Annotated in this window: 23 protein-coding genes and 1 tRNA gene; 5 read left to right on the top strand and 19 right to left on the bottom strand. The window is 70.8% G+C overall.

The features are described from left to right. On the top strand, window positions 1-549 hold the full coding sequence (locus IEQ44_RS16740) for a DUF4870 domain-containing protein (protein WP_227486793.1): 549 nt from the start codon (window positions 1-3) through the stop codon (window positions 547-549). 7 nt (window positions 550-556) lie between these two features. Here the strand turns inward: IEQ44_RS16740 and hemW are convergent, their stop codons facing one another. The 3 genes from hemW to lepA form a co-directional block, all read right to left on the bottom strand. Beyond that, complete coding sequence (gene hemW, locus IEQ44_RS03325) at window positions 557-1,774, bottom strand: radical SAM family heme chaperone HemW (RefSeq protein ID WP_193636986.1); 1,218 nt, start codon at window positions 1,772-1,774, stop codon at window positions 557-559. Between the two features lie 133 nt (window positions 1,775-1,907). Beyond that, window positions 1,908-3,701: an AMP-dependent synthetase/ligase gene (locus IEQ44_RS03320; protein ID WP_227486792.1), complete on the bottom strand. Its 1,794-nt coding sequence runs from the start codon at window positions 3,699-3,701 to the stop codon at window positions 1,908-1,910. Window positions 3,702-3,926: 225 nt separating this feature from the next. After that, window positions 3,927-5,807: a translation elongation factor 4 gene (gene lepA, locus IEQ44_RS03315; RefSeq protein WP_193636984.1), complete on the bottom strand. Its 1,881-nt coding sequence runs from the start codon at window positions 5,805-5,807 to the stop codon at window positions 3,927-3,929. 59 nt (window positions 5,808-5,866) lie between these two features. Between lepA and IEQ44_RS03310 the strand changes: the two genes are divergently transcribed. Both IEQ44_RS03310 and rpsT read left to right on the top strand, forming a co-directional pair. After that, complete coding sequence (locus tag IEQ44_RS03310; RefSeq protein ID WP_319804466.1) at window positions 5,867-6,886, top strand: phosphotransferase; 1,020 nt, start codon at window positions 5,867-5,869, stop codon at window positions 6,884-6,886. A 145-nt stretch (window positions 6,887-7,031) separates the two neighbouring features. Further along, window positions 7,032-7,292, top strand: a complete 261-nt coding sequence (gene rpsT / locus IEQ44_RS03305) for a 30S ribosomal protein S20 (RefSeq protein ID WP_193636983.1) — start codon at window positions 7,032-7,034, stop codon at window positions 7,290-7,292. 73 nt (window positions 7,293-7,365) lie between these two features. On the opposite strand, the gene IEQ44_RS03300 is transcribed toward rpsT, so the two are convergent. The 6 genes from IEQ44_RS03300 to leuS all read right to left on the bottom strand — a co-directional run bounded on the left by IEQ44_RS03300 (window position 7,366) and on the right by leuS (window position 17,106). After that, window positions 7,366-8,973 (bottom strand): hypothetical protein, encoded by a 1,608-nt coding sequence (locus IEQ44_RS03300; protein ID WP_193636982.1) that lies wholly within the window; start codon window positions 8,971-8,973, stop codon window positions 7,366-7,368. A gap of 126 nt (window positions 8,974-9,099) precedes the next feature. Next, on the bottom strand, window positions 9,100-10,095 hold the full coding sequence (holA, locus tag IEQ44_RS03295; RefSeq protein WP_193636981.1) for a DNA polymerase III subunit delta: 996 nt from the start codon (window positions 10,093-10,095) through the stop codon (window positions 9,100-9,102). Next, complete coding sequence (locus IEQ44_RS03290; RefSeq protein ID WP_193636980.1) at window positions 10,044-12,536, bottom strand: ComEC/Rec2 family competence protein; 2,493 nt, start codon at window positions 12,534-12,536, stop codon at window positions 10,044-10,046. The genes holA and IEQ44_RS03290 overlap by 52 nt, the downstream gene beginning before the upstream one ends. Next, a complete protein-coding gene (locus tag IEQ44_RS16735) occupies window positions 12,533-13,579 on the bottom strand; it encodes a ComEA family DNA-binding protein (RefSeq protein ID WP_227486791.1) in 1,047 nt (348 codons plus the stop codon). The genes IEQ44_RS03290 and IEQ44_RS16735 overlap by 4 nt, the downstream gene beginning before the upstream one ends. Before the next feature lie 65 nt (window positions 13,580-13,644). After that, window positions 13,645-14,505 carry a DegV family protein gene (locus tag IEQ44_RS03280; protein ID WP_193636979.1) on the bottom strand — a complete coding sequence of 287 codons (861 nt, stop codon included), beginning with the start codon at window positions 14,503-14,505 and terminating at the stop codon, window positions 13,645-13,647. 105 nt (window positions 14,506-14,610) lie between these two features. Beyond that, window positions 14,611-17,106 carry a leucine--tRNA ligase gene (leuS, locus tag IEQ44_RS03275; RefSeq protein ID WP_193636978.1) on the bottom strand — a complete coding sequence of 832 codons (2,496 nt, stop codon included), beginning with the start codon at window positions 17,104-17,106 and terminating at the stop codon, window positions 14,611-14,613. A 119-nt stretch (window positions 17,107-17,225) separates the two neighbouring features. On the opposite strand from leuS, the gene IEQ44_RS03270 reads away from it, so the two are divergent. Further along, a complete protein-coding gene (locus IEQ44_RS03270; RefSeq protein WP_227486790.1) occupies window positions 17,226-17,711 on the top strand; it encodes a nuclear transport factor 2 family protein in 486 nt (161 codons plus the stop codon). 27 nt (window positions 17,712-17,738) lie between these two features. Next, a complete protein-coding gene (locus tag IEQ44_RS03265) occupies window positions 17,739-18,215 on the top strand; it encodes an NUDIX hydrolase (protein WP_193636977.1) in 477 nt (158 codons plus the stop codon). A gap of 60 nt (window positions 18,216-18,275) precedes the next feature. Here the strand turns inward: IEQ44_RS03265 and IEQ44_RS03260 are convergent. The 10 genes from IEQ44_RS03260 to IEQ44_RS03215 all read right to left on the bottom strand — a co-directional run bounded on the left by IEQ44_RS03260 (window position 18,276) and on the right by IEQ44_RS03215 (window position 26,049). Further along, window positions 18,276-18,348: transfer RNA gene (locus IEQ44_RS03260), tRNA-Ala, on the bottom strand. A gap of 71 nt (window positions 18,349-18,419) precedes the next feature. Further along, the gene (locus IEQ44_RS03255) at window positions 18,420-19,058 is read right to left on the bottom strand and encodes a histidine phosphatase family protein (protein ID WP_193636976.1); all 639 of its coding nucleotides are present in this window, start codon (window positions 19,056-19,058) and stop codon (window positions 18,420-18,422) included. Continuing rightward, window positions 19,055-19,498: a ribosome silencing factor gene (rsfS, locus tag IEQ44_RS03250; RefSeq protein ID WP_193636975.1), complete on the bottom strand. Its 444-nt coding sequence runs from the start codon at window positions 19,496-19,498 to the stop codon at window positions 19,055-19,057. Before rsfS ends, IEQ44_RS03255 begins: the two co-directional genes overlap by 4 nt. Next, window positions 19,495-20,130 carry a nicotinate-nucleotide adenylyltransferase gene (nadD, locus tag IEQ44_RS03245; protein WP_227486789.1) on the bottom strand — a complete coding sequence of 212 codons (636 nt, stop codon included), beginning with the start codon at window positions 20,128-20,130 and terminating at the stop codon, window positions 19,495-19,497. Before nadD ends, rsfS begins: the two co-directional genes overlap by 4 nt. Before the next feature lie 5 nt (window positions 20,131-20,135). Further along, a complete protein-coding gene (locus IEQ44_RS03240; RefSeq protein ID WP_193636974.1) occupies window positions 20,136-20,288 on the bottom strand; it encodes a hypothetical protein in 153 nt (50 codons plus the stop codon). 30 nt (window positions 20,289-20,318) lie between these two features. Further along, window positions 20,319-21,566, bottom strand: a complete 1,248-nt coding sequence (locus IEQ44_RS03235) for a glutamate-5-semialdehyde dehydrogenase (protein ID WP_193636973.1) — start codon at window positions 21,564-21,566, stop codon at window positions 20,319-20,321. A gap of 72 nt (window positions 21,567-21,638) precedes the next feature. Next, a complete protein-coding gene (locus IEQ44_RS03230) occupies window positions 21,639-22,592 on the bottom strand; it encodes an electron transfer flavoprotein subunit alpha/FixB family protein (protein ID WP_193636972.1) in 954 nt (317 codons plus the stop codon). Between the two features lie 14 nt (window positions 22,593-22,606). Then, window positions 22,607-23,380 (bottom strand): electron transfer flavoprotein subunit beta/FixA family protein, encoded by a 774-nt coding sequence (locus tag IEQ44_RS03225; protein ID WP_438861835.1) that lies wholly within the window; start codon window positions 23,378-23,380, stop codon window positions 22,607-22,609. A 173-nt stretch (window positions 23,381-23,553) separates the two neighbouring features. After that, window positions 23,554-24,387 (bottom strand): DUF6801 domain-containing protein, encoded by an 834-nt coding sequence (locus IEQ44_RS03220; RefSeq protein ID WP_193636970.1) that lies wholly within the window; start codon window positions 24,385-24,387, stop codon window positions 23,554-23,556. A gap of 174 nt (window positions 24,388-24,561) precedes the next feature. Further along, window positions 24,562-26,049, bottom strand: a complete 1,488-nt coding sequence (locus IEQ44_RS03215; protein ID WP_193636969.1) for a DUF6801 domain-containing protein — start codon at window positions 26,047-26,049, stop codon at window positions 24,562-24,564. Window positions 26,050-26,174: the final 125 nt, after the last annotated feature.

Genomic DNA, 26,174 nt, shown 5'->3' with positions numbered 1-26,174 from the left:
ATGAACCACCCAGACGAGCCCACCGGCGCTCCGGACCCCCAGGACGGACCGCCCTCGCAGAGCCAGCCCTACGGCCAGCAGCAGCAGCCCCCGTACGGACAGCCCCCGTACGGACAGCCCCAGTACGGACAACCGCAGTACGGGCAGCCCCAGTACGGACAACCCCAGCACCAGGCCCCCTACGGCCAGCAGCCGGCACAGCTCGCACCCGACCAGGAGCGCCTCTACGCGGGCGCCGCCCACTGGGGTGCCCTGCTGGCGGGGTTCGTGAGCTCAGGCTTCCTGGCCTGGCTGGTCCCGCTCCTGGTCATGATGCTCAAGGGCCCCTCCTCCGCGTTCGTGCGGCGTCAGGCGGTGGAGTCGCTGAACTTCCAGATCAGCATGATCATCTGGGCTGTCGTGGCGGGCGTGCTGATGCTCGCCCTCATCGGTTTCCTGCTGCTGCCCGTGGTGGCCGTCTGGTGGCTCGTCTTCACGATCATCGGCGCGGTCAAGGCCAACAACGGCGAGGACTACCGCTACCCGCTGATCTTCCGCTTCGTGAGCTGAGGCTGCTCTAGGTCAGGAGGTCGCGGACCACGCCGTCGGCCAGGAGGCGGCCCCGCTCAGTCAGCACGAGCCGCTGCCCGATCACCGTGACGAGACCTCGGCGGACCTGCTCGGGCACGGCGTAACGTCCCTGCTCGTCCAGCACGTCGAGGGGCAGGCCGTCACGGAGGCGGAGCTCCAGCAGGACCCGCTCGGTCCGTCGTTCCTCGCCGGTCAGCAGCTCACGCCCGTGGGCCGGGCTGAGCCCCTCGGCCAGCCGACGCCCGTAGGCGGCCGGGTGCTTGACGTTCCACCAGCGCACGCCCCCGACGTGGGAATGAGCTCCGGGGCCGACGCCCCACCAGTCACCACCCTGCCAGTAGAGCAGGTTGTGCCGGCAGCGACTCTCCTCGCGTCGCGCCCAGTTGGAGACCTCGTACCACTCCAGGCCCGCCGCCCGCAGGGCCGCGTCCGCGAGCGCGTACTTGTCGGCGAGGTCGTCCTCACTGGGCATCGGGAGCTCTCCACGCCGGACTCTTCGCGCCAACGCGGTGCCCTCCTCGACGATCAGCGAGTAGGCGGAGACGTGGTCGGGGGCGCAGGCCAGGGCGGCGTCGAGGGTCGTGCGCCAGTCGTCGACGCTCTCACCGGGAGTGCCGTAGATGAGGTCGAGGCTGACCTCGTCGAAACCCGCCTCCCGCGCCCACTCCACGGCCCGCGGGACGCGCTCGGGGTCGTGGGTGCGGTCCAGCACGGCCAGGACGTGGGGCACCGCCGACTGCATGCCGAAGGAGAGTCGAGTGAAGCCGCCCTCGCGGAGCTCCCGGAGGCTCTCTGGCGTGACGGAGTCAGGGTTTGCCTCCGTCGTGACCTCTGCACGCGGCGCCAACCCGAACTCGTCGGCCACCGCGTGCAGCATCGCCACCAGGTCGGCGGAGGGCAGCATGGTCGGCGTACCGCCGCCGAAGAAGACCGTCTCGACGGGCCGTGGGTCGCCGGCGAGCACCCGGCGCGCCAACCTGACCTCACTCACGGCCGCCTGGGCGTAGGACGCGATCGAGGCCCCGGCGACGTCGCCCAGCTCAGGAGCGGTGTAGGTGTTGAAGTCGCAGTAGCCGCACCGCACCCGGCAGAAGGGCACGTGCAGGTAGAAGGCCAGCGGACGATCCGCCGCCCCGACCAGCGCCGCGTCGGGCAGGGCCCCGTCATCGGGGGCGGGGACTCCGTCGGGCAGGGCTGAAGGCACGGGTCAATCCCACCACGGCCCCGCGGGCGCCCCAAATGCCGCGGGACGGGGGGTGGGCGACGGCACAACGCCGAAGGGCGCCGACGCGGATCGCGTCGACGCCCCTCGGGCTGGGTGGATCAGTACATGTGGATCAGTACATCGAGTCGATCAGGTCCTGGTAGTTGGCCTGGACGACGTTGCGCTTGACCTTCATCGAGGGGGTCAGCTCCCCGGACTCGATGGTCAGGTCGTGGTCGAGCATGCGCCACTTCTTGATGGTCTCCCAGCGGTTGAGCTGCGAGTTGGTCTCCTGGACGTGGCCCTCGATCATCTCCTGCACCTCGGGCAGGTTGACGAGCTCGGTGTAGCTCTTGTCCTCGTGACCGTTCTCCGCGGCCCAGCCGGCGATCGCGTCGGGGTCGAGCGTGACGAGCGCGACGCAGTACTGACGCTCGGCGCCGAAGACCATGAACTGGCTCGCGTAGGGGCAGACGGCCTTGAACTTGGCCTCGATCGCCGGCGGGGCGACGTACTTGCCGCCGGAGGTCTTGAACAGCTCCTTGATGCGGCCGGTGATGATCAGGCGACCCTCCTCGTCGAGGGCCCCCTTGTCACCGGTGTGGAACCAACCGTCGGCGTCCAGGGACTTCTGGGTCTCCTCGGGCATGTTGTGGTAGCCCTCCATGACGCCGGGACCCTTGATCAGGACCTCGTCGCCGTCACCCAGCCGCACCTGGGTGCCCGGGAAGGGCTGGCCGACCGTGCCGAACTTGTTGGTGTCCGGGCGGTTGACGAACGTGCCGGCCGAGGTCTCCGTCAGGCCGTAGCCCTCCAGGATCTGGATGCCGGCGACGTTGAAGAACTGAGCGATGTCGCTGTTGAGGGCCGCGGCGCCGGAGATGAAGAAGCGCACCCGGCCGCCGAAGCGGGCGCGGATCTTGGAGTAGACGAGCTTGTCGAAGAGGTTGTGCTGGAAGTTCAGGCCGGCGGGAATCTTCTCACCGGCCTCCTTGCGGCGCTCGTACTCGCGACCGACCTCGAAGGCCTTGTTGAAGATCTTCTCCTTGAGGCCGCCCTCAGCCTCTTGCATCGTGACGATGCGACCGTAAGCCTTCTCGAAGATGCGGGGGGCCGCACCCATGAACGTGGGCTGCACGACGGCCAGGTTGTCGACGATCTTGTCGACGCGACCGTCGATCGCCGTGGCGAAGCCGCACGCCATCTGCGTGGAGAGCAGCACCTTGCCGAACACGTGGGCCATCGGCAGCCAGAGGAACTGCAGGTCGTCTTCGCTCAGGATGCCGAGGTCGGCGATCGCGCTGCCCTCGTAGACCCACGAGCTGTGACGCAGGCGGACACCCTTGGGGCGACCCGTGGTGCCGGAGGTGTAGACGAGGGTGGCGAGCTGCTCGGGGCGGATGCCCGCCGCCTTCTGCTCGAGCAGGCCCGGGTTGGCGGCCAGGTGGGCCTCACCGAGGGCGGCGAGCTCCTCCAGGTTGATCACCCAGTCACCGTCGGTGGTGCCCTCGAAGGTCACGACCTTGGCGACGTAGGGCAGCTCGGACTTGCGGTTGCGCAACTTCGTGATCTGCTCGTCGTCCTCGGCGAAGACGACGCGGCACTCGGAGTCAGCGAGGATGTAGGAGGTGTCCTCCTCGTTGGTGGTCGGGTAGACGGTGGTGGTCGCACCAGCCGCGCAACCGATCGCGAGGTCCGCCAGGACCCACTCGTACCGCGTACCGGACGAGATGCCCACGCGCATCTCGGGCTGCAGGCCGAGGGCGAGGAGGCCGCCGGCCAGCTTGCTGACCATCTCACCGGCCTGGGCCCACGTCACGGACTCCCAGGACTCGTCCTTCGTGGGGTAGCGGAAGGCTTCCTTGTCCGCTGACTTGGCGACCCGGTCCCAGAACTGCACGGCGGTGTTCGCCGGCATGGTGCTCATGAAACTGGTGTCAAACGTGGTGGACATGCGTCTCCCCTGCATTTCTTGCCGATCGGGCGCGACCGGCGCCCTGCTGACTGGTGGAACGTAACCTAGATCACTCCGCAACCGACCGGTAGCCATTCCACGCCTTGGTCTGGAAATTCGTCGCTCCATACACGACGCAGGACCCCCGGTGTGCACCGGGGGTCCTGCGTCTCGGGGCCGTCGAAACCGACGACTTCCCTACTTCTTGGTCTCGCCACCACCGCTGGTGGAGAGGGCGGCGACGAACGCCTCCTGGGGCACCTCGACCCGGCCCACCATCTTCATGCGCTTCTTGCCCTCCTTCTGCTTCTCGAGCAGCTTGCGCTTGCGGCTGATGTCGCCGCCGTAGCACTTGGCGAGCACGTCCTTGCGGATGGCGCGGATGTTCTCGCGGGCGATCACGCGGGCACCGATCGCGGCCTGGATCGGGACCTCGAACTGCTGGCGGGGGATGAGCTCCTTGAGCTTGGCGGCCATCATCACGCCGTAGCCGTAGGCGGCGTCGCGGTGCACGATCGCGGAGAACGCGTCGACCGGCTCCCCCTGCAGGAGGATGTCGACCTTGACCAGGTCGGCGGCCTGGTCGCCGGAGCGCTCGTAGTCGAGGGAGGCGTAGCCCTTGGTGCGCGACTTCAGCTGGTCGAAGAAGTCGAAGACGATCTCACCCATCGGCAGGGTGTACCGCATCTCGACGCGGTCCTCGGAGAGGTAGTCCATGCCGCCGAGCGTGCCGCGCTTGGTCTGGCAGAGCTCCATGATCGTGCCGATGTAGTCCGAGGGCGACAGGATCGTCGCCTTCACGACCGGCTCGCGGACCTCGTGGATCTTGCCCTCGGGGAACTCGCTGGGGTTGGTCACCTCGAACTGGGTGCCGTCCTCCATGACCACGTCGTAGACGACGTTGGGCGCGGTCGAGATGAGGTCGAGGTTGAACTCGCGCTCGAGGCGGTCACGGGTGATCTCCATGTGGAGCAGACCCAGGAAGCCGCAGCGGAACCCGAAGCCGAGAGCACCCGAGGTCTCCGGCTCGTAGGTCAGGGCTGCGTCGTTGAGCTGGAGCTTCTCCAGCGCCTCGCGCAGGTCGCCGAACTGGTCGCCGTCGAGCGGGTAGAGACCCGAGTAGACCATCGGGTTCGGGTGCTTGTAGCCGCCCAGCGACTCCGTCGCTCCGTGGGACTGGGTCGTGATCGTGTCACCGACCCGGGACTGGCGGACGTCCTTCACGCCGGTGATGAGGTAGCCGACCTCCCCGACACCGATCTTGTCGGCCTTGACCTGCTCGGGGCTGATCACACCGATCTCGAGCAGCTCGTGGGTGGCGTTGGTCGACATCATCTTGATGCGGTCGCGGTGGGTCAGCTCGCCGTCGACGACGCGCACGTAGGTGACGACCCCGCGGTAGGTGTCGTAGACGGAGTCGAAGATCAGTGCCCGGGCGGGCGCGTCCTCCTCGCCCACCGGGGCGGGGGTCTGCTTGACGATCTCGTTGAGGAGCGCCTCGACGCCCACACCGCTCTTGGCGCTCACCCGCAGCACGTCGTCGGGCTCGCAACCCACCAGGCCCGCGAGCTCGGCAGCGTACTTCTCGGGGTTGGCGCTGGGCAGGTCGATCTTGTTGAGCACCGGGATGATGTGCAGGTCCGCGCTCATCGCCAGGTAGAGGTTCGCCAGCGTCTGCGCCTCGATGCCCTGGGCGGCGTCGACCAGCAGGATCGCGGCCTCGCAGGCCTCCAGCGACCGGGAGACCTCGTAGGTGAAGTCGACGTGACCGGGGGTGTCGATCATGTTGAGCACGTAGGTGCCCGCACCCGACTCGACCTCGTGGGTGGCGGCAGCCTCCTCGGTCACGGTCCAAGGCATCCGCACCGCCTGGGACTTGATGGTGATGCCGCGCTCGCGCTCGATGTCCATCCGGTCGAGGTACTGGGCGCGAGCCTCACGTTCCCCCACCACGCCGGTCAGCTGCAGCATCCGGTCGGCCAGGGTCGACTTGCCGTGGTCGATGTGGGCGATGATGCAGAAGTTGCGGATGATCGAGGCCGGGGTCGACCCCGGCTTCGGCGCAGGATTGGGGCTCATCTGCTGCTTTCTCACGGACGCGGACGGGTTCTCGGCATTGTCCCACGGCGCCCGGTGCGGTGCCGAACCCCGGCGTGGGCGACGCGACGCCGCTCCTGCGGCCTGCAGCGGCCGACGTCCGGCAGGATGACCGGGTGGCCACCCCTCCCCCCTATCCGGTCCCACCCCTGGACAGCGCGCGCCGCCTCGAGTGGGCCCACCTGCCACCGATGCTGCGTGCGGACGTCGAGCGTCGCCTCGGCTCCCCGGTCGTCGACGCCCACTCGATCGAGGCCGGGTTCACCCCCGGCATGGCATCGGTGCTGACCTGCGCCGACGGGTCGCGCCACTTCGTCAAGGCGGCCTCCCACCGCGCCCAGCGCACCTTCGCCGCCTCGTACGCCGAGGAGGTGCGGCACCTGCGTACGCTGCCGCCCACCGCCCCGGCACCTGCCCTGCAGTGGGTCGATGACGACGGCGAGTGGATCGTCTTCTCCACCGAGCACGTCGAGGCGGTGCCCGTCGCCCGCCCCTGGACCCGCGAGACCTTGGACGCCTGCCTCGACGCCCTGGCCGTCGTGGCTGCTCGCTTCACCCCGGCGCCGGCGGCCATGGGACTGCCGTCGTTCGTCGACGAGACCGCGAGTTGGCCACGGGCCTGGGACGCACTGAGGCCCCCGGTCCACCCGGAGAGGCGCGCGGAGGCGCGCGACCTCGCCACGCGCGCCGCGGAGCTGCTGGCCGGCGACTGCCTCGTGCACGGCGACGTCCGAGCCGACAACGTGGTCATGGACCGCACCGGGCGCGCGCTGCTGTGCGACTGGAACTGGCCCGCCACCGGACCGGCATGGCTGGACTCCTGGATGCTGCTGGTCCAGGCCTGGGGCGACGGGGTCGATGTCGACGCGGTCGTCGCGAGTCGTCCGCTGCTGCAAGAGGCACCCGACGAGGCCGTCGATTCGCTCCTGGCCCTCATGGCGGGGTATTTTCTCCGGGCAGGGTGTGAGTCGGTCCCGCCGAACTCACCGCACGTGCGTGACCACCAGCACTGGACGGGAACGGTCTGCTGGCTCTGGCTGGCAGAACGCCGCAGGTGGTGACAACCGTCGTTGCACCCGACCGGCTCCGTGCCGGCCAGGAGCAGACCCGGCTGGCCCGTCCGGCCCTCCTCAGCACCGCTCTTCCCGGAGCGGCGCACCTCGAGGTGCCGGGCACAGACCTTTCCAGTAGAGACGAGGAATCCTCATGGCGAACATCAAGTCGCAGATCAAGCGCAACCGGCAGAACGAGAAGGCCCGTGAGCGCAACAAGGCCGTCAAGACCGGCCTGAAGACCGCCGTCCGCAAGTTCCGCGAGGCCGCTGCGGCCGGCGACAAGGACGCCGCCCAGACCGCCGCGCGCGACGCGATGCGCAAGCTGGACAAGGCCGCCTCCAAGGGCGTCATCCACAAGAACCAGGCGGCCAACCGCAAGTCGTCGATCGCGAAGCAGGCTGCCGGCCTCTGAGCCGCACCTCGACCCTGAAGGCGCCGCACCCCCTGGGGGTGCGGCGCCTTCGTCCTTCGTGGCCGGGGACAGGTCAGCCGACGACCGACTCGCAGGCGGGCGCAGGGCGGTCGAGCCCCACCCGTAGGTGCACGTCGTAGCGGGCGCACCGGGCAACGAGCCGATAGCGCTGCTCCAGCAGCCGGCGAGTCCGTCGTGTCTCCAGTCCCCACGTCTCGAGCGAACGACCGCTCACCACCCACGCAGGGGCACGCCGGCCCTCGAGCACGTCCACGAGCCCCCGCAACTGCGGGTCGCGTACCTTGATCGGCAGGTTCCACAGGTGTTCGTAGGGCGAGGGCAGCCCGGCGCGGTAGTTGAGGTCCGAGTCGCCGTACAGGGTGACGAGGGTGTCGTCCGCGCGCGCCGCGCCGGCCAAGGCCTCGCCCACGGCCCGCTGGTCGCCCCGCGGCTCGACCACGGCCGCCCGCACCAGCGAGACTCCGGTTGAGAGCACGGCCAGTACGCAGGCCAGGACCACCCCGGCACGGAGGCGACGGCCCACCGCTTCAGCGGGACGGGAGAGCACGTACCCGGCGACCAGGGAGGCCGCCGGCACCAGCTCGATGAGGTAGTGGAGCCAGTAGACGCTGCCCGCCAACATCGAGAAGACGCCGTAGCCCAGCGTCGCCGCCAACGCGACGAGCACCGGCTCGCGCCGCCCCCGGGCCAGTGCGAGGCCGGTGGCAGTTACCACGAGGAGGGCCAGTCCGCTGGCCGCGAACCCCCCGAGCAGCCGGACCAACCGCTCGAGCGACTCCCCAGCCCCCTCGTCGCCGGCGATCACGCGAGATGCCTCCAGCCGGAAGGGGTACATCGCGTCGAAGACGTCGACCGGCGACGTGCCCCATGTCAGGCTCCAGACGGAGGCCGCGACCAGCGCCGCGAGGACACCGGCGGCCGCAGCTGCCAGCGCAGGTCCGATCTGGGCGGTGACCACCCTGCCGGACCGGACCAGGGCCAGACCGAGGACGAGGCCGAAGACGACCACGTCGGCCATGTTCTGCTTCACCAACAACGCCGCGACGGCGCAGACCCCGGTCACCGCCGCCCACGCGAGGCCCGCCTGGTCCGGTCCGGACGCCGACTCGAACCGTTGCGCCGCGCGGACGGCCGCGAGCATGCCGCCCGCGAGGAAGGGAGCAGCCAAGAGTTCACCGTTGACCTCCAGGGAGGCCAGGAGGTGCGAGCTCAGCAGGGCAGCGGCCACCACGGCCGTGGGCACGGCGGCCCGAGTCCCCCACAGGGTCCGCGCGGCACCCGCCAGGGCGAGCACCGCCAGACCGGCCCCCAGGGCGCCGAGCACCCTGAGCGCGACCAGGCCACCGAGCTGGTCGCCAAGCCAGAAGAGCGTGATCAGCAAGGGCGGACGATCCACCCAGTAGGAGCCGTAGAGGCTGCCGCCTCCTTCGCTCCACTGGCTGCCGACGAGCAGGAAGCCGGCCTCGTCACGCCCCACCGTGCGCCCGGCGTACGCCAGCCGGAGCAGGACGCAGCCAAGGGCCACCGCGAGCACCAGTCCGCGCCCGGTGCGCTCCGGCGGGGGCGCGTCGCTGGCCGGGGAGGACGGTTCGACCCTTGCTGGAGCCGGCACGAGCCCGGAGGGATCCTGCGGGACGGGATCTGCGTCGAGCAACGCCATGCCCCGATCCTGAGCCGCCGATCCGCCCCTCACCTGAACTCCAGACCAACGACAGGCCAGCATCCGTCGACGACGTAGGGGCAGAGCGCCTACGGGAAGAGCCGTGGGTGAGCTGTCAGCGGGTCGTCAGCGCGCGGAGCGGCGCAACCCGGAAAGGGTCAGGACGAGCCGCTCCAGCGTGTAGTCGGCGTCGTGGGCCGCGCCCTTGATGTCGGCGTCGGCGCGAGCCACGGCGCCGAGCGCGGCGCTGATCCCCTCGTCGTCCCATCCCCGCGCCTGGGCACGGATGCTCTTGACCTTCCACGGAGGGACACCCAGGTCGCGCGCCAGGTCGGCGTCCCGTCCGCCGCGAGTGGCGCTGCCCAAGAACTTGGCGACGCTGCGCACCGAGCCACCGACCGCCGAGGTGACCAGGACTCCGGGGGTGCCGTTGTCCAGGGCCCACCTCAGCTCCTCCAACGCCTGGGCGGTGTGGCCAGACATGACCGCGTCGGCGACGGCGAAGGACTTGGCCTCCGCCCGGCCGCCGAAGTAACGCTTCACGACCTCCACGGTGATCTGCTCGCCCGGAAAGTCGCTGGTCAGCTGGTGGGCGGCCGCGGCCAACGTCCGAAGGTCCTGCCCCACGGCCACGACCAGGAACTCAGCGGCCTCCGGCGCGATCCTGGCGCCGTGGCGGTCGAACTCCGACCGGGTGAACTCCTGGAAGCCGGAGGCGTACTTCACCTCCGCGGCCTTGACCTCGGTGACCAGGTCGAGCTTGCGCAGCTTGGTGAGCAGGCCGCTGCCCTTCGGACCACCGCCGTGCATGAGCACCAGCGCGACGTCGTCGACCGGGGCCCGGGCGTAGTCGAGCACCCGGTCGTGCAGGTCGTCGGGCAGGTCCTCCAGCCCGCGGACCACGGCGCACCGGGTGGAGGAGAAGAGGGAAGGCGCCGACATCTCCTCGAGGGAGGCAGCGGTCAGCTCGGAGGCGGCCGCCTCGGAGAACTCCCCCTCGGGGTCGTGCTGGCGCACCGCCAGACGCACCGCAGTCACCGTGCGTTCGTTGAGGAACTCCTCCTTGCCGGTCACCAGGGTGACGCGACCGAGGACCTGCCGTGCGCTGGGACCCTGAGCCATGGTGCGCCCAGCCTGCCATACCCCACCGACGACATCGCGGTGCCCAGCTGCCCGTCGCGCTCCACGACCGCGACGTCGGAGTCGGTGTCGGTGCGCAGCAGGACCATGCCCGCCCCCTCCAGCAACGCGACGAGCTCGGGCGCCGGGTGCCCGTGGGTGTTGTCGCGCCCCGCCGAGACGACGGCGACCCGTGCCCCGGTCGACGTCAGCCAGTCATCGGACTGGTGGCGACTCCCGTGGTGGGGCACCTTGAGCACGTCGACGCGCACCGGGCCCAGCAACCGCGCCATCGCGCGTTGCGCCGGCGGCTCGACGTCGCCGGTCAGCAGCACCGAGGTGGACCCGACGGTGGCCAGCAGGACGACGCTGGAGTCGTTGGCCCCGTCACCCCCGCCGACCGGGGCGGTGGAACCTGCGCGCACCTCGGGCCAGAGGCGGGTGAGGGTCACCTCCCCGACCTGACGGGGCACCAGGTGCTCACTCACGTGGGGCGAGACGCCGTGGGCCTGCAGGAGCCGGCCCACCTCCGCCGCAGCGGGGGCCGGCTCCGCCACCGGGGAGACCTCGACCGCGCCCACCTGACGCCCGCGCAGCACTCCCGGCAGGCCGTCGACGTGGTCGGCGTGAAAGTGGGTGAGCACCAGCAGGGGGACCTCGCGCACCCTGAGTCGTCGCAGGCACCGATCGACCGAGCGGGGGTCCGGACCTGCGTCGACCACCACGGCGCCTCCCCCTCCGGCGTTCAGCACGAGGGCGTCGCCCTGGCCCACGTCGCAGGCGACGAGCACCCAACCTCGCGGCGGCCACCCCGGGGTGGGCACGGGCACCAGCACGACCACCAGCGCCAGCACCGCGAGCGGCACGCAGCGACCGGGACGGGCCAGCACCGCCGGCGCCACGCGCACCGCCACGAGGCAGGCGAAGGTCAGCGCGGCCAACCACCACGCGCTCGTGCCCCACGCCACCGCGGGCACCGGCAGTCCCGCGCCCCAACGGGCCACCAGCACGATCCATCCGACCGCCCAGGCGCCGGGCCACGCGACCAGCTGGCCGACGGGTGGCATCACGATCGCCACGAGTCCTCCGACGAGCCCCAGCACCGTGGCCGGGGCGACGGCCGGCGCCACGAGCAGGTTGGCGAGCACCGCGACCAGGCTGACCTCTCCGGAGAGACCCGCCACCACGGGAGTGCAGGCCAGTTGGGCGGCCGCCGGCACGGCGATGGCCTCTGCGGCCCACCGGGGCATCCACCGCGCCAGCGCGTCGCGCCACAGCGGCGCGACCAGCAGGATCCCGGCCGTTGCGAGCACCGAGAGCGCGAACCCGGCGCTGACCGACATCGCCGGCTGCCAGCCCAGCAGCAGGAGCACGGCCACCGCCAGGGTGCGGATGCCCCGGTCTCGGCCGTCGTGCGCCAAGGCCCACAGGGCGACCGCCCCCATCGTGGCGGCCCGCACCACGCTCGGCTCACCCCGCGCGACCAGCACGAAGCCCACGATCGCCAGCGCGCCCAGCAGCAGCCGGAACCGACCCCTCACCCCCGCCCACCGCCCCAGCAGGAGCACGAATGCGAGCACGAGGGTGAGGTTGGTGCCACTCACCGCCAGGAGGTGGGTCAGTCCCGTGGTCCGGAAGTCGTCGGCCAGGCGTGGGTCCAACTCGCTGTCGTCACCCACCACCAGCGAGGGCACCAGGGCCCGTTGGTCGGCAGGGCGCGGTTCCACGGCCGTACGCACGCCCGCCCGGACCACCTCGGCGGCCCGCCACCACACGTCCGGCGGGGCCAGGACCCGCGGCGACCCCCGCGGTCGCAGGAGCGCCGCGACGTCGCCGTCCGCCGACGTCGGCAAGGCCCGGAAGGTGATCCGCGAGCCCAGGCGTACGCCGCTCCAGTCGCCGTCGCCGAGCACGACGGCGTCGGCCGCGGTGCGCCAGCCGGTCTCGCGCACCCGCTCCCCCGCGGCCGTCCCGGTGCCGACCCGAACGGTGATCTCCTCAACCCGGACCCGCACCACGACGGTGGTCGCCCCGGTGGCCTCACCCAACCCCGCTCTGCGGACAGGACGGGGGTCGCCCGCGACGGTGGCGACCACGGTGACGGGGCTGGCGCGCTGCGCGGCATCCACCACCACGCCGGAGGCGCGCTGGTGAGAACGCAGGCCGGCCGAGGCGAGCACCGCCGTGAGCACGAGGACGATGGCCCCGGCCGTCACCCAGGCCGGGTGCGGACGGGATGGCCCTCCAGGGATCCCACCCGGACGGGGTCGCACCACGAGACGGACGAGCGTCGTCGCCACGACGAGCGTCGCGACGGCACCCAGCGCGGCCCCCGGCAGGGCCGCCTCGGGCCGCAGGGTGCCGGCCAGGGCCGCCAACCACGCGACACCGGCCAGCACCGGCAACCTCAGGTCGACCTGCCCCGACGACTCGAGGGGTCTCACACGGTCACCAGGGCCGCCAAACGCTCCAGCGTGACCTCACCGATGCCGTGCACCTCGAGCAGGTCCTCCACCGACGTGAAGCCGCCGTGCCGGGTGCGCCACTCCACGATGGCCGCGGCCGTGACCGGACCCACCCCCGGTAGGGTCTCCAGCTCTGCCACGTCGGCACTGTTGAGGTTGACCAGCGCCCCCGACGATGCTCCCGACGGCGGGGCCCCGCCACTTCCCGGCACCGTACCGGCTCCGGCAGCAGCGCCGACCACGATCTGCTCCCCGTCCTGCAGCAACCTCGCCAGGTTGAGGGAGCTCAGACTGACTCCCCGGCGCGCGCCCCCCGCTGCGTCGATCGCGTCCACCACCCGAGAGCCCACGGGCAGCACGACGATGCCCGGTCGACGCACCTTGCCGGTCACGTCGACCACCACCTCCCCCACCGGCGAGGGCGAGGCCCCCACCGGTGACCCGGCAGGTGACCCGCTGGGCGCACCCACGGGCGCACCGGGCACCGGCAGCTCGCCGGAGGACTCCTGGCGCGACGCCGCCACCGGCACCATCTCCACCTCGCGCGACTGCAGGACCCACCAGGCGCTCGCCGCGAGCACCACCGAGGCGAAGAGCGCCACCCATACGAGGTGGACGCCGCGCAGGTGGACCGCGTGCAGGGCCTCGGCCAGCGGACCGCCCCTGTCCAGCAACGCGTCCTGCGGGCGCAGCGCGGCCGACGAACGCCGGGCCGCGTGCCGACCCGGCACCGGGGCCGTCGACACCGACCCTGCCGGTGCAGCCCCGTCCGGCTCAGCCCTGTCCCCAGCTGCCGGGTCCCCTGCTGCTGTGGCCGGTGCAGCACTGGACGGTTGAGCACTGTCCGGTTCAGCCGTGGGTGGCTCCGTCTCGTCCGGGACCGGCTCCCAGCCCCGGACGTGGGTGTGGTCGGTCCACGACGACTCCTCCCCCGCCCGTGCGGCATCCCACTCCGCACTGAGGGCGGCCAGTCGGCGGGCCACCGCCTGCTCGTGCTCGGGAGAGGGACGTCGAGTGCGCATGGGTCGACCGTAGGGAAGATCGACGGGTGGCGTCGGCCGAGGAACGACTGCCTGTGGAGAACCCCTCAGAGACGCGGGGAGAGCACCCCGGCCACCATCCCGGGCCCGACGTGGGCGCCCAGCACGGCCCCCAGCTCGGCACACTCGACCGGCCTGCCCTCGAGCTGGGCGGCGAGGCGCTCCCCCAGCCGGGCGGCGAGGGCCTCGGCCCGCTCCGGGTTGGCCAGGTGGGAGATGTTGACGTCGACGGGGCGGTCGCCGGCGGCGTCGACCAACAGGTCCTCGAGGCGCGCCAGCGCGCGTCCGGCGGTGCGTACCTTCTCCAGTGACTCGACGCGGCCGTCGCGGATCTCCAGCAGCGGCTTCACCGACAGGGCACCACCGAGCACGGCGGCGGCTGCGCCGATCCGACCGCCCCGGCGCAGGTACTCCAGGGTGTCGACGTAGAAGTAGGACTTCGACGCCGTGGCCCGGGCGCGCGCTGCGGCAGCCGCCTCCTCGGCGTCGCCGCCCGCGTCGAGCACGTCCTGGGCAGCGAGGGCGGCATAGCCGGTCGCCGCGCCGACCTGTCGGGCGTCCACGGCGACGACCGGCACGGATGCCTGGCGGGCGGCCAGCTGGGCCGACTCGAAGGTGCCGCTCATGTCGGCCGACAGGTGCACCGCGACGATCGACTCGGCGCCCTCGCGCACCAGCTCCTCGTACACCTCGAGCGTGGCGGCCGGGTTGGGCCGCGACGTCGAGACGGGGACGAACGACTTGAGGGCCTCGGCGACCGCCTCCGGGGTGGCGCCCGGTGAGCCTTCGTCGTAGACCTGGGAGCCGATCACCACCTGGAGCGGCACCACCCGGATGCCGCGCTCGCGCGCGACTTCCACCGGCAGGGAGGCGGTCGAGTCAGTCACCACCACGGTGCGCGCCGTCATGCCCCGCACCCTACTCGCGGGCAGCCCCGACGAGGCCTCCGGTCCATGCCCCGGGGCGCCTGGCGAGGCGTGGATCGTGTCACACCGCGACGCCGAGGAGTGGTGTCACACGACGATGTTCACCAGCTTGGGCGCACGCACGATCACCTTGCGCACCGCCTGCCCCTCGAGGGCCCGCTGCACGCCCGGGTCGGTCAGCGCCAACGCCTCCAGGTCAGCCTCGGAGATGTCGGGTGCCACCTCGAGACGACCGCGCACCTTGCCCTTGACCTGGACCACGCAGGTGACCTGGTCCTCCACGAGCAGCGCCTCGTCGACCTCCGGCCAGGAGACCTGGGCGACGGACGGCTGGTGGCCCAGGCGCTCCCACATCTCCTCCGCGGTGTAGGGAGCGACCAGCGACAGCAGCATCGCGACGGCCTCCGTGGCCTCACGCACCGCCGGGTCGGCACCCCCGCAACCGGAGTCGATCGCCTTGCGGACCGCGTTGACCAGCTCCATGGTGCGCGCCACCATCACGTTGAAGCGGTGCGATGCGATCAGCTGGTCGGCCTCGTGGAGCACCTTCGCGGTGACCTTCCGCAGCGCCAGGTCACCGGTCGTCACGTCGACGCCCGGCTCGGAGGTGACGTCGCCGCTGAGGCGCCAGGCGCGTTTGAGGAAGCGCAGCGAGCCGTCCGGGGAGACGTCGGCCCAGTCGATGTTGTCCTCCGGCGGGGAGGCGAAGACGAGCGTGAGGCGCACGGCGTCCACGCCGAACTCGGCGAGCTGCTCACCCAGGTTGATGCCGTTGCCCAACGACTTGCTCATCTTGCGGCCCTGGTTGATGACCTTGCCCTGGCTCAGGTAGGCCGAGAACGGCTCGTCCCAGCTGACGAGCCCCATGTCACGCAGCGCCTTGGTGAAGAAGCGGGAGTAGAGCAGGTGCAGCACGGCGTGCTCGTCGCCACCGATGTAGAGGTCGACCGGTCCCCAGGCGTCCGCCAGGGCCGGGTCGAAGGCCTGGGTCTCGTCGTGCGGCGAGACGTAGCGGAAGAAGTACCACGACGAGTCGACGAACGTGTCCATCGTGTCGGTGTCGCGCTCGGCCGGACCTCCGCAGGTCGGGCAGGTGGTGGCGACCCAGTCGGCGGCGCCGCCCAGGGGCGAGGTGCCCTTGGGCTTGAGGGCAGCGCCCTTCAGGTCGGGCAGCACCACGGGCAGCTGGTCGGCGGGCACGGCGACCTCGCCGTCGACGGGGCAGTGCACGATCGGGATGGGTGCGCCCCAGTAGCGCTGGCGGCTCAGCAGCCAGTCGCGCAGGCGGAAGTTGACGGTGCCGGTGCCGCGCCCGTCGGCCTCGAGGATCTCGATGGCCCTGCGGATCCCGGCCTCCTTGTCGTCGAGGCCGTCGAGCGGGCCGGAGTTGACGTACGTGCCGTTCCCCGTCGTCGCGACGTACGTCTCCTCGGGGTTCTCCTCGCCGGTGTCGACGACGCGGCGCACCGGCAGCCCCATCGCCTGGGCGAACTCGATGTCGCGCTGGTCGTGGGCGGGCACGGCCATGATCGCGCCGGTGCCGTAGTCGGCGAGCACGTAGTCGCTGGCGTACACGGGGACCTGCTCCCCGGTGACGGGGTTGGTGGCCGTGACACCCAGGTCGACGCCGGTCTTGGGTCGGTCGGTGGCCAGCCGGTCGATGTCGGAGGCCTTGCGCACCTCGACCAGGTAGTCCTCCAGCGCCTGACGACGGTCGGCGGCGACCAGACGCTGGGCCAGGTCGGCGTCGGCGGCCACCACCATGAAGGTGGCGCCCCACAGGGTGTCGGGGCGGGTGGTGAAGACGGTCACCGGCTCGACGTCGCCGGAGTCGAGAGCGACGTCGAAGGTGACGTGGGCTCCCTCGGAACGACCGATCCAGTTGCGCTGGGCGTTGACGACCTTGCTGGGCCACGTGGGGGCCAGGTCGTCGAGCGAGTCCAGCAGCTCCTGGGCGTAGTGGGTGGTCTTGAAGTACCACTGCGTCAGGTCGCGCTTGGTGACCTCGGCGCCGCACCGCTCGCAGGCGCCGTCGACGACCTGCTCGTTGGCCAGCACCGTCTGGTCGGCGGGGCACCAGTTGACCGGCGACTTCTTGCGGTAGGCCAGACCCTTCTCGTGGAACTTTGTGAAGAGCCACTGGGTCCAGCGGTAGTACTCGGGGTCCGAGGTGTTGAACCGGCGCGACCAGTCGAAGCTGACGCCGTAGCGGTGGAACGACTGGTACTGCGTCTCGATGTTGCCGTAGGTGTAGGTGGCCGGGTGCTCGTCGTTCCTGATGGCAGCATTCTCGGCGGGCAGCCCGAAGGAGTCCCAGCCCATCGGGTTGAGCACCTCGTAGCCCTTCAGCCACCAGTAGCGCGCGATGACGTCGTGCAGCGCCATCACCTCCGCGTGACCCATGTGCAGGTCACCCGAGGGGTAGGGGAACATCGTCAGCGCATACTTCTTCGGCTTCTCGGAGTCGTCGTGCGCCCGGAAGAGGTCGAGGGAGTCCCAGACACCGCGCCACTTCGCCTCCAGTGCGGCGGCGTCGTACGTCTGCTCGTCACGCTCGGGGGTGTTCTGGTCCTGCTCGCTCATCGTCTCTCCTCGTGAAGGGGCGCTCGTCGCCTCCCGGCACAAAAAAACCCCCCGGGCAGGAGGGTGGCCACGCCGATCGTCGAGATCAGTGCGGCTGGCCGAGAAGGAGCGTCGTACGCATGCGCCCAGCCTACCGCGCTCGACGTCCCGGGCCCACCCGTGCCACCCTGCACTCCACCCGAGCAGCCGCACACCCGAGGAGAACCATGGACGCCTTCCGCCACGCCGTCGAGAGCCGGGACCTGGCGGGCGTCGAGAGCCTGCTGGCCGACGACGTCGTCTTCCACAGCCCCGTCGCCTTCCAGCCCTACCCGGGCAAGGCGGTGACGGCCGCCATCCTGCGGGAGGTGATCGAGGTCTTCGAGGACTTCACCTACGTCCGCGAGCTGCACGACGACGCCGGTGGGGCCTACGTCTTCACCGCGACGGTCGACGGGCTGGAGCTCACCGGCTGCGACTTCCTGGAGCTCGACTCCGAGGGGCGGATCACCGACTTCATGGTGATGGTCCGCCCGCTGAAGGCCGCCCAGGCCCTGGCGGCCCGGATGGCCGAGCGCTACCCAGCGATCGTCGAGGCGGCAGCGGCGTGGACCGCGCGCGACTGACCGACCCCCTGACGGTCCTGACCTGACGTGGCGAAGCTCAGCGCGGGACTCCTGCTGCACCGGCGCAGCTCCGAGGGGACGGTGGAGGTGCTGCTGGTGCACCCCGGCGGGCCCTTCTGGGCCCGCAAGCAGGAGGGCGCCTGGTCGATTCCGAAGGGTGAGTACGCCCCGGGCGACGACCCGTTGACCACCGCGCGGCGCGAGTTCGCCGAGGAGCTCGGCCTGCCCGTCCCCGACGGTGAGGTCGTGGCGCTGGGCGAGGTGCGCCAGGCCAGCGGCAAGGTCGTGACGGCGTTCGCGCTCGCCGGCGACGTCGCCGTGGACGAGATCCGCTCGAACACCTTCGAGGTCGAGTGGCCTCCTCGCTCCGGGCGTCGCCAGGAGTTTCCGGAGGTCGACCGAGCTGAGTGGTGCGCGCTCCCCCGGGCCCGGCTGCTCCTGCTCGCCGGGCAGCGCCCGTTGCTGGAGCGACTCGAGGAGCACCTCGCCCGAGCGTCGGAATGACATGCGGGGCACCGAGGTGAAATGCGAGAAGGCCGCCCGCAGGCGGCCTTCTCGTGTCGGTGGAGCTGAGGGGACTCGAACCCCTGACCCTCTGCATGCCATGCAGATGCGCTACCAGCTGCGCCACAGCCCCAACGTTTCCCGCCTTGCGGCCGGCAACGAGGAAGACAGTAGTACATCGTTTCCAGCGGTGCGAAATCGGGGTCAGGTGTGACGGTTGAAGGCCACCAGGCGACGGCCCCGGGCAGGGCCGGCGGGGTCGCCGGAGTCGTCGACCAACGCCCAGTGGCAGTTGCCGAAGGCGTGCAGGGTGAGCGCCACCTCCGGGGACCAACCGAGCCACTCGGCGATCGAGACCTTGAGGGCCGCGCCGTGCGCCACGACCACGCCGAGCCCGCCGGGCTCGAGGGCCTGCATGGCCTCCTCCAGACCCGCCACGAATCGGGTGGTGACCTGCTCGCGCGACTCACCGCCCGGCACGACGTCGTAGCGCCCGGACCGGAAGGCCGCGAACTCGTCGGCGGCCGTGGCTGCGTAGTCAGCGTGGGTGGTGCCTGCCCGCTCCCCCAGGTCGAACTCGCGGAACCGGGGGTCCTGCTGCACGACGAGACCCGCTGCCTGGGCCACCTTCTCGGCCGTGACCCGAGCGCGGGACAGGTCGGAGGAGCGGACGAACACCGGCGCCATCGCGGCGATCACCGGAGCGACCTTCTCGGCCTCCAGCAGGCCGGTGGCGTTGAGGGGCACGTCGATCTGCCCCTGGATGCGCTGCTCGGCGTTCCAGTCGGTCTGTCCGTGGCGCAGCAGGAGCAGGCGCCGGGGGGCGTCGCCCGCGGCGCTCACTCCTGGTCGTCGGAGCCGGCCAGCTCCGCGACGGGCGTCTCGTCGGCGGCCCGGTCGGCCACCTCGGAGGCCGGGGCGACGTCCTCGGGCAGGGCGACCTCGGGGCAGTCACGCCACAGCCGCTCGAGCGCGTAGAACTGACGCTCCTCGGTGTGCTGCACGTGGATGACCACGTCGCCGTAGTCGAGCAGGACCCAGCGTCCCTGCTGGTGGCCCTCGCGACGTAGGGGCTTCTCGTCGGCCTGCTCGCGGAGCTGGTCCTCGACCTCCTCGACGATCGCGCGCACCTGGCGGTCGTTGCTGGCGGAGGCGAGCAGGAACACGTCGGTGATGGCCAGGGTGTCGCTCACGTCGTAGGCGACGATCTTGTCGGCCAGCTTCTCCGCCGCCGCGCGGGCGGCGATGTGGACGAGCCCGAGGGCGTGGTCGGTGGCGGTCACGAGGGTTCCTTCTGCTCCGACGCGGTCGCTCCGGAGGCGGTGTAGAGGTGGTGCTTGGCGATGTACTGCACGACGCCGTCGGGCACGAGGTACCAGACCGGCTCCCCGCGCGCGGTCCGCAGACGGCAGTCCGTCGACGAGATGGCCAGCGCCGGGATCTCCACCATGGTCACACGCTCGGACGGGATCGCCGCCAACGTCGCCTCGTCCATGTCGTAGCCGGGCCGGGTGCAGCCGACGAACTGGGCGAGCTCGAAGAGCTCGGAGGCGTCGCGCCAGGTGAAGATCTCGGCCAGGGCGTCGGCACCGGTGATGAAGTAGAGCTGCGCGTCGGGCATCTGCGCGCTGAGGTCGCGCAACGTGTCGATCGTGTACGTGGGCCCGTCGCGGTCGATGTCGACGCGGGAGACCCGGAACCGCGGGTTGGAGGCCGTCGCGATGACGGTCATCAGGTAGCGGTCCTCAGCGGGAGAGACCTGGCGGTCGGCCTTCTGCCACGGGTCGCCGGTGGGCACGAAGACGACCTCGTCGAGGTCGAACCACGCCTGCACCTCAGAGGCGGCGACCAGGTGGCCGTGGTGGATGGGGTCGAACGTCCCGCCCATCACGCCGACGCGACGAGGGCCGGCCAAGTGACTCAGCTGTGCTCGCGCCCGTTGCCGAAGGCCACCAGGGCGCCCAGGGCAGCGAGGAAGAAGGCCAGCACGACGATGCCGACGACCCAGGGGTTCGCACCGGCCCAGACCTCGGGCTCTTCCGACGCGGCAAGGATGATCTCGTTCAGCGACATGGCAGGGATCCTACCGGTAGGCCCGGACGGTCAGCGGACGTGCCCGTCACCGGTGACGACGTACTTGCTCGAGGTCATCTCGGGCAGGCCCATCGGACCGCGAGCGTGCAGCTTCTGCGTGCTGATGCCGATCTCTGCACCGAAGCCGAACTCCCCGCCGTCGGTGAAGCGCGTGGAGGCGTTGACCATGACGGCCGCGGAGTCGACCATGGCGGTGAAGCGCCGGGCCGCGCCGAGGTCCTCGGTCACGATCGCGTCGGTGTGACCGCTCGAGAAGGTGCGGATGTGCTCGACCGCCTCCTCGAGGGAGCCGACCACCCGTGCCGCGATGTCGGCGGCCAGGTACTCGACCCGGTAGTCCTCCTCGGTGGCAGTGACGACGCCGTCGAAGTTGGCGAACGTCTCGTCGCCGTGGATCGTCACGCCTGCGCCCTGCAGGGCCTCCACCACCCGCGGCAGGAACTGCCCCGCGACCTCGGAGTGCACCAGCAGCGACTCGGCGGCGTTGCACACGCTGTTGCGGTGGGTCTTGGAGTTGAGCACCACGGCGAGCGCCTTGTCGAGGTCGGCAGCGGAGTCGACGTAGACGTGGCAGTTGCCCACCCCGGTCTCGATGACGGGCACGGTCGACTCCTCGACGACCGAGCGGATCAGCCCGGCACCACCGCGCGGGATCAGCACGTCGACCAGGCCGCGGGCGCGCATCAGCTCCTTGACGCTCTCGTGGGTCTCCCCCGGCACGAGCTGCACCACGTCGGCCGGCAGGCCCGCCGTGGCCACCGCGTCGCGGAGCACCGCGACGATCGCGGCGTTGGAGTCGCGGGCGCTGGAGGAACCACGCAGGAGCACCGCGTTGCCCGACTTCAGGCAGATGCCCGCCGCGTCGGCGGTCACGTTGGGACGAGCCTCGTAGATCATGCCGACCACCCCGAACGGCACCCGGACCTGACGCAGCTCGAGGCCGTTGGCCAGGGTGGAGCCGCGCAGCACCTCACCCACCGGGTCGGGCAGGCCGGCGACGTCGCGGAGCCCCTGGGCCATCGCGTGGAGCCGGGCGTCGTCGAGTCGCAGGCGGTCGATGATGTTGGCGGGAGTGGCCGCCGACCGCGCTCGGTCGAGGTCGACGGCGTTGGCCGTCAGGATCTCCTGCGACCGCTCCAGCAGGGCCTCGGCCATGGCGTGGAGTGCCGCGTCCTTCGTGGCCCGGGTGGCCAGCGCCAGGTCGAAGCTGGCGCGACGCGCGCGCTGGGCAACAGCGGTGAAGGCGGACGTGCTCATGGCGCCCAGCCTAGGGGAGCACAGGACCCCGCCACCCGAGCGGGTGGCGGGGTCCTGGGACGAGCGTGGAGATCAGCCCTTGCGAGCGGTGATCGCCTCGGTGGCCGCCGGGAGGACCGTGTGCAGGTCACCCACGACACCGAAGTCGACGAGCTCGAAGAGGGGCGCCTCCTCGTCCTTGTTGACCGCGACGATCGTCTTCGAGGTCTGCATGCCGGCACGGTGCTGGATGGCACCGGAGATGCCCGCCGCCACGTAGAGCTGCGGCGACACGGTCTTGCCGGTCTGGCCGACCTGGAAGGTGTGCGGCTTCCAGCCGGAGTCGACGGCGGCACGCGAGGCGCCGACCGCAGCGCCGAGCGAGTCGGCGAAGTTCTCCACCGGCTCGAAGTTGCCACCGGTGCCACGACCACCGGAGACCACGATCGCGGCCTCGGTGAGCTCGGGGCGACCGGTCGACTGACGCGGCTGCGAGGCGACGATCTGGGCGGTCTTGGCGGCGTCGGAGATGACGGCGTCGAACGCCTCGACGGCGCCGGCGCCGGCCTTCTCGACCGGAGCGGCCGAGTTGGGCTTCACCGTGATGATCGGGGTGCCCTGGGTGACCTTGGCGGTCACGGTGTAGTTGCCGGCGAAGACCGACTGGGTGGTGACCGGCCCCTCCTGGACGTCGATGGCGTCGGTGATCAGACCCGAGGAGGTCTTGATCGCGAGACGACCGGCGACCTCCTTACCCTCCGAGGTGGAGGGGATGAGGACGGCTGCGGGGCTGGTCTTCTCGACCAGCTGCTGCAGGGCCTCGGCCTTGGGGGCGACCAGGTAGCCCTTGATCTGCGCGTCGTCGACGACGTAGACCTTCTCGGCGCCGTAACCCTTGACGGCCTCGGCGACGGCGTCGCCCTGCGCGGCGGCACCGATGAAGACCGCGGACGGCTCACCCAGGCGCGCGGCGATGGCGAGCAGCTCGTAGGTCGGCTTCTTGACCGCACCGTCGACGTGGTCGACGAGAACGAGAACTTCAGACATTGCTCACACGCTCCTCAGATGAACTTCTTCGAGGCGAGGAAGTCGACCAGCGCCGTGGCGCCCGACCCGTCCTCGTCCTTGACGATCTCGCCGGCCGTGCGCGGCGGGCGGGCGGCGGTCTCCTCGACGGCCGTCCACGCGGCACCGAGACCGACCTGGCCGGCGTCGACGCCGAGGTCGCCCAGCGAGAAGGTCTCCAGCGGCTTCTTCTTGGCCGCCATGATGCCCTTGAAGGACGGGTAGCGGGCCTCGCCCGACTGGTCGGTGACCGAGAGGACGATCGGCATGGTCGCGCCGATGACCTCGGTGGCGTTGTCGCCGTCGCGCTTGATGCGCACCTGGTCGCCCTGGCTCTCCACGACGGAGGCGAGGGTCACCTGCGGCAGACCGAGGCGCTCGGCGAGCATCGCCGGCAGCACGCCCATGGCGCCGTCGGTGGAAGCCATGCCGGTGACGACGAGGTCGACGGGGCCCAGCTTCTCGACGGCCTTGGCCAGCACCAGCGAGGTGGCGACGGAGTCGGAGCCGGCGATCGCGTCGTCAACCACGTGGACGCCCTTGTCGGCACCCATCTGGAGCGCCTTGCGTACGGCGTCGACTCCCTTCTCCGGACCCACGCACAGCGCGGTCACGGTGATCTCCTCGCCGTCACGCTTCTCCTTCAGCTGGAGAGCCTGTTCCACGGCGTACTCGTCGAGCTCTGACAGCAGACCGTCGACGCCAACGCGGTCGACCGTGTTGTCCGACTCGAACTGCCGGTCGGCAGTGGCGTCGGGGACGTACTTCACGCAGACAACAATGTTCATGGCGGTGTGCCCGAAGGCTCCTCCTGTGCACTCGGATGTGTTCGCGAGGTTACAACCGAGAGACCCCACCGCGGAACGGGGGTCCACGGTGGGGTCTCTCACATCGCCAGCGAGTCAGGTCCAGCCTGCTCGCCGAGCGAGGTTCATTCAGCTGGTCAGCACTTGAAGATCTTGCACGCCAGCTTCTTGAGCAGGCCGATGATCACGCCCACGACGGCCTTGATCGGGTCGGGGTTGGTCGTGGCGGGCGGCGGGGTCGGCGACGTGGTCGGCGACGGCTGCTGCGTCGGGGTCGGCTCGGCGGTGGGCTCCTCGGTGGGCTCCTCGGTGGGCTCCTCGGTCGGCTCCTCGGTCGGCTCCTCGGTCGGCTCCTCGGTCGGCTCCTCGGTCGGCTCCTCGGTCGGCTCCTCGGTCGGGACGTCGACGACGTTGACCGTGGCGACCACGGTGTCAGGGGCCTTCGCGGTGCAGGTCACGGCGATGGCAGCGGTGCTGCCGTCCTCCTTGACGCCGGTCAGCGAACCGGTGAAGCCCGAGATCTTGACGTCCTGGGCACCAGCGGCGCTGGCGGTCCAGGAGCCACCACCGGTCGCGGGCAGCACCAACGGAGTGTTGCTGGTGCTGGGGATCGGCGCGGTGGGCACGTCGGCGGTGAGCTCCACGGCGTCAGCACCGATGGTCGCGGCGATGTCCGCCGTACCACCGATCTGGCGGTACCCGAGGAACGCGTAGGCCGCGCCACGAACGGTGTCGGGGGCAGTGACGCTGCCGGTGAAGGACAGGTCGACCGACTCGCCGACCTCGACCTCGTCGGGCACGATGATGTCAGCGTCGAAGCTGAACTCCTGGTTGGTCAGGATCGAGGCCGAGCAGTTGAACTTGAGCGACACGGGCGCAGCCTGCGCCGCGGACGCGAGGCCGATGAGGCCGGCGGTGCTCATCGCCACGGCGGCGACGGCTGCCACCGAACGGCTGGTGATTGAACGCATGTGGGTTTCCCTCCCTAGGAATCTGCGCTACGCCTCCGTAGGTTACCCCTGCGTAACGCTGATGTGACCGTAGCCACAACGCCCCAGCTGCGCCCCGAGGGTCTCGAAAAGCGGACTCCCCAAAATGAGGGAACCCCTCCCCGCCGCAGCGGGGAGGGTTTCCTGGGGCGAGCGTCAGACCTTGAACTTCTTGGTGGCCTTCGACTTCTTCAGCTTCTTGGTGCCCTTGTAGGTCACCTTCAGCGTGTACTTGCCCTTCTTGAGCTTCTTGAAGGTGAGGACCTTCACGCCCTTCTTGTTGAGCTTGACCGTGCGCTTGGCGACGACCTTCTTGCCCTTCTTGAGGACGACGGTCACCTTGCCCTTGGCGGCCTTCTTCTTGCCCTTCTGGACGACCTTGACGGTGGCCTTGGCGCGCTTGGCCTTCTTGAAGACCTTGACCTTGGCCGTGGCCTTGGTGGCCTTCTTGGCGACCTTGGCGGCCTTGACGACCTCGACCGAGGCGACGACGGCGGTGGCGTCAGAGGCAACGCAGTCGACGTTGACCGGAGCGGTCGTGCCGTCCTCCTTGACGAGGGTCAGGGGGGCGGTGAAGCCGGAGACGGTCAGGTCCTGCTGACCCAGCGTCGAGGCGACGAGGTTGCCCGAGCCGGAGACCGGGACGGTCATCGAGCCGGTCGCGGCCGGGATGTCGGTGAGCGGGAGCTCGCCGTCCAGGGTCACGACGTCAGAGCCGAACTTGCCTGCGACGGCAGCGGTGCCCGAAAGCTGGCGGGCGCCGAGGACGGCGTACGCGGTGGCGCGCACGGAGTCGGGGACCGTCACGAGGCCGGTGAAGGCGACCGCGACGTTGCTGCCCTGCTCAGCGGTGGCGGGAGCTTCGACCTCGAGGTCGAGCAGGAACTCCTGGTTCTGCAGGATCGAGGCCGAGCAGTTGAAGGCCAGCGTCGCGGGCGCCGGGGTCGGCTCCGTGGTGGGCGTCTCGGTCGGAGCCGGGGTCTCGGTCGGAGCCGGGGTCTCGGTCGGAGCCGGAGTCTCGGTCGGGGTCGGGGTCGGGGTCGGGGTCGGGGTCGGCTCCGGCTCCGGGGCGACGACCTCGATCGTGGCCACAGCGGCGGCGGCATCCTTGGCATCGCACGTGACTTCGACGGGACCCGTGGTGCCGTCGGACTTCTTCATCTGGAGATCACCGACGAAACCGGCGATCGTCAGGGTCTGGGCCCCGAGGGTGGCCGGCGTAACCGTGCCGGCGCCGGTGGCGTTGAGCACCAGCGGGGTGGGGACGACCCCATCCGGGATGACAGTGTTCTCGACGTCGGCGGTCATCGCGAAGGCCTGCTCGCCCAGCTTGGCGTCGATCGCGGCCGTGCCGCCGATCTCCCGGCCGTTCAGCAGGTAGTAGGCCGACTGGCGAACCGTGTTGGGCGCGGTGACAGTGCCGTCGAACGAGAGGTTCAGCGCCTCGCCCTGGACAGCAGTGGCAGGAACGGTGACTTCAGCGTCGAAGCTGAACTCCTGGTCGGACAGGATCGAGGCGGAGCAGTTGAACAGCAGGCTCGTGGGAGCCGCGGTCGCCGACGGCGCCAGGGCAGCCATGCCCGCGGCGGCGACGGCCACCGAGGCGCCGGCCGCCAGGGCCCGGCGGATGGGGGTGATGCGCATCAAAGTCCCTCCCAAGGAACTGTCGATCATGAGCACCGGAACTTATTACCGGTGCGTAACGTCAGGGTGACTGTAGTCACAGACCGCCGTCCGAGGAAGACCGGCCCCCAAATCGACGCAGATAC

It is taken from the genome of Nocardioides malaquae (assembly GCF_015070385.1).
Lineage (GTDB): Bacteria > Actinomycetota > Actinomycetes > Propionibacteriales > Nocardioidaceae > Nocardioides > Nocardioides malaquae.
Note: the sequence above shows the minus strand (reverse complement) of the source record. Positions and strands in the feature narration are given on the sequence as shown.